We start from the raw sequence: 3,605 nt of genomic DNA on the forward strand, positions 1-3,605 counted from the left end.
CCGCCGCGCCCGCCGCACCGTCCAAGCCCGGCGCCATGCCGCCCGCCGCCCCCACGGGCGCCGCGGCCGCCGCGGCGCCCGCCACGCTGCCGGAATCCGAGCGGACCAAGCAGCAGCCGCTGCCGCCGCTCGACCTCCTGGCGAAGCTCACCAACACCCCGCCGCCGCCCGAGACCACGCTGCGCACGGTCGTCCGCCGGTTCAAGATCTGGACCCCGCTGGCGGTGCTGCTGGCGATCATCTTCGTGATCGCCCAGGTGGTGCGCCCGCTGCCCGCCCCGACGGTCGTCCTCGGCGACGCCAAGTCCTCGTTCACCTTCGAAGGCGGCAAGCTCTCCATCCCGTGGCCCGAGCACGGGCAGGCGGCGGTCAAGGTCGTGGGCTCCGGTGAGCTGGGGACGTTCGGCGAGCAGAAGCCGGTGCCGACCGCGAGCGTCGCCAAGATCATGACGGCCTACGTCATCCTCAAGGACCACCCGCTCAAGAAGGACGAGAAGGGCCCGCAGATCGAGGTCGACGACAAGGCGGTGACCGAGGGCGGCTCCAGGGACGAGTCGCGGGCCGAGGGGCTCAGGACGGGGCAGAAGTTCAGCCAGCAGGACATGATCAAGATGCTGATGATCCCGTCCAGCAACAACATCGCCCGGCTGCTGGCCCGTTGGGACACCCAGTCCGCCAACGAGGGGGCGTTCGTCAAGAAGATGAACGACGCCGCCAAGGACCTGGGCATGAAGAACACCACCTACACCGACCCCAGCGGCCTGGACCCCAAGACCGTCAGCACCGCCGTCGACCAGCTCAAGCTGGCCGAGGCCGTCATGAAGTTCGACGCCTTCCGGCCGATCGTCGCCATGCCCAACGCCGAGATCCCGGGGCTGCCGAAGCGGATCAACAACAACAACGACGACCTGCTGCTTGCCGGGCTGAGCATCAAGGGCATCAAGACCGGCTCCAGCACGGCGGCCGGCGGCACGCTGTCCTGGGCGGCCTACAAGACGGTGGACGGCAAGGACCGGCTGATTCTCGGCACGATGATGGGCCAGCACTTCAAGGGCCTGGACCCCAACGGCGCCAACAGCCTCACCATGGTCAAGGACAACAGTCAGAAGGTCATCGAAGCCGTACGCAACGCGCTGACCTCGGCCACGGCGGTGAAGAAGGGCCAGGTCGTCGGCTATGTCGACGACGGCCTGAACGGACGGACGCCGGTCGTCGCGACCAAGGACGTGAATGCGGTCGGAGTCCCGGGCCAGAAGCTGGAGTTGAGCATCAGCGACGGCGGCAAGACCCTCCCGCACGAGGCGAAGGCCGGAACCACGGTCGGTGTGCTGACGGTCGGCAACGGCCAGAGCATCCAGAAAACGCCGGTGGCGCTGCAGAAGGATCTGGTCGTGCCGTCGTTCGGAGCGAAGCTGATCCGGCTGGGGTGAACGGCCCTGGGGGGTGACTCCCCCGGATGAGTGGCCCTAGGGGGAGGCACCCCCTAGGGCCCTTGCTCGAAGTCCATCCGTCCTCCCCCTGTCCCTCCCCCTCTCAAGTCCGTCCGTCCTGTGCGTGACCGGAGCCCGTCATCGACGTAGCACAAGGCCAGAAGACGACATACGCGTTCGCCGTCGCCGCTCGTGGTTCCCGGGCGGCACGGGGCGCGGTGGTGCTGATGCCCTCGGGGCTGATGCTGCTCCTGGGGGCGTGGGGGATCCGCCGGCAGGACGCCATATGGCGTGACGAGGCGGTCACCTACGACATGGCGCACCGCAGCCTGGCCGACCTGTGGCCCACGCTGCAGCACGTCGATGTCGTACACGGCCTGTACTACGCGCTGATGCACCTCTGGTTCGTCGTCTACGACGCCACCCTCGGCGACGTACTCGGCCCGGTGATCGGTCTGCGGCTGCCGTCCGTGGCCGCGATGACCGTCGCCGCGGCGGGTGTCGCCCTGCTGGGCCAGCGCCTGGTCGGGCGGCGGGCGGGGCTGCTCGCGGGCCTGACCTTCGCGTGCATCCCGGTCGTGCAGCAGTACGCGCAGGAGGGACGCTCGTACGCGACGGTCTGCGCGGTCGTCGTCTGGGCCACGTATCTGCTGGTGCTGACCGCCGCCCGTCCGCGCAGAAAGCTGTGGCTCGGCTATACGGCGCTGATGCTGTTCGCCTGTCTGCTGCACGAGTTCGCGTGTCTGGTGCTGCCGGTGCACGGCGCCGCGGTGATGCTGGCGCGGCTGCCCCGCCGGGTGCTGCGCGGCTGGCTCCTCGCCGCGGTCACCGTCCTGGCCGGGCTGGCGCCGCTCGCGGTGTTCAGCACCCGGCAGTCGGCGCAGATCAGCTGGCTCATGTGGCCGGACCCCGTCCAGCTGCTGACCTTCGCCGTGCTCGCGGTCCTCGGCATCGTCTGCGCCCGCGTACCGGTGTGCTCCCGCGGCCCGATCGGTCTGCGCGCCCTCGGCGTCCCGATACTGCTGCTGCCGACGCTGCTTCTGCTGCTGCTCTCCCACGTCGAACCGGCCTACGTGGACCGCTATGTCCTCTACTACGTCGCCGGGTTCGCGGTGCTCGCGGGCGCCGCGCTGGCCCGGCTGTTGCGGCCGGCCGGCGAGCAGGGCCAGACCCGCGGCCGGCGGTTGCGGTGGACGACGGGGCTGGTGCTGGTCCTGACGGCGCTGCTGCCCGTCGATGTCCATCTGCGCAGCCCGGACAGCCGGGTCGACGATGTCACCGCGGTCGCGCATGCGGTACGCAAAGTGGCCGAGCCCGGTGACGGGCTGCTGTTCATGCCGTCCCGGCGGCGGATCTGGATGGCGGCGCTGCCGCACCAGTTCCGCGGTCTGAACGATCTCGCCCTGGCCAAGAGCCCGTTGGCCTCACACACGCTCTACGGCACCGAGCGGTCCGGCGATGCGATCCGCGACCGGATACTGGCCGTCAGCCGGATCGTTGTCGCCGGTGACCCGTACGGTCAGCCGGTCGACGACAGCGACCAGGAAATCGCCAAACGGACCACTCTGCGCGGTGCGTTCGCGATCTGCAGCAGCACGGATGTCCGCGGCGCCCGGATCGCGGTGTACGGGCGGCCGGGGATATGCGGCGCGGCCGGGGGCGGCCGGCTCGCCCACGGCGCGGGGTGACCCGCGGGCCGTGGGGCCGTCATGACTCCTGTGGCGGGCGGAAGCTGCGGACCAGCTCGATGCGCCCGACGATATGCCGGTTGAACTCCTCCAACTCCTCGGCCGGAACCCATAGTTCAAGGATCGTCTCGCCGCCCGCCTGCCGTACCGGATAGCGCTCGACGAAGTCCGCCTCGACCTCGAAGCGGGTGACATGGCCGATCCCGGAGGCCGGCACGTTCCAGTCGCGGGCGATCCGTATCGCGTAGTCCTCGTTGAGCACGGGGTAGAAGATCGGCTGGTCGGGCAGGCGCGGCGGCCAGGCACGCCAGCCGGAGGCCTCGACCAGGGCGAGCTCCTCGGGGCCGGTGGGGCGCCAGAGGGTGCGGGTCGCGGGCGCGGTCTCGTCGTGGCGGGGCGTCTCGATCATGTGCGTACGGTACGGGGGCGGGGCGGGCGGGAGCGCGCGGATTTCGGGGGCCGGGGCTCGGCACGGCGGTCCGGCCGG

Annotated in this window: 2 protein-coding genes and 1 pseudogene; 2 read left to right on the forward strand and 1 reads right to left on the reverse strand. The window is 70.6% G+C overall.

Going from position 1 to position 3,605, the window contains the following annotated elements; all coding sequences use genetic code 11:
* A pseudogene (locus DY245_RS34025) lies at window positions 1-1,430 on the forward strand (serine hydrolase); the annotation flags it as partial.
* Window positions 1,431-1,657: 227 nt separating this feature from the next.
* On the forward strand, window positions 1,658-3,118 hold the full coding sequence (locus tag DY245_RS34030) for a glycosyltransferase family 39 protein (protein ID WP_244943440.1): 1,461 nt from the start codon (window positions 1,658-1,660) through the stop codon (window positions 3,116-3,118).
* A gap of 19 nt (window positions 3,119-3,137) precedes the next feature.
* Here DY245_RS34030 and DY245_RS34035 read toward each other — a convergent pair whose 3' ends face one another.
* The gene (locus DY245_RS34035; RefSeq protein WP_128510995.1) at window positions 3,138-3,527 is read right to left on the reverse strand and encodes an ADP-ribosylation/crystallin J1; all 390 of its coding nucleotides are present in this window, start codon (window positions 3,525-3,527) and stop codon (window positions 3,138-3,140) included.
* Window positions 3,528-3,605 lie beyond the last annotated feature (78 nt).

The sequence above is a fragment of the Streptomyces inhibens genome (assembly GCF_003389455.1).
GTDB lineage: Bacteria > Actinomycetota > Actinomycetes > Streptomycetales > Streptomycetaceae > Streptomyces > Streptomyces inhibens.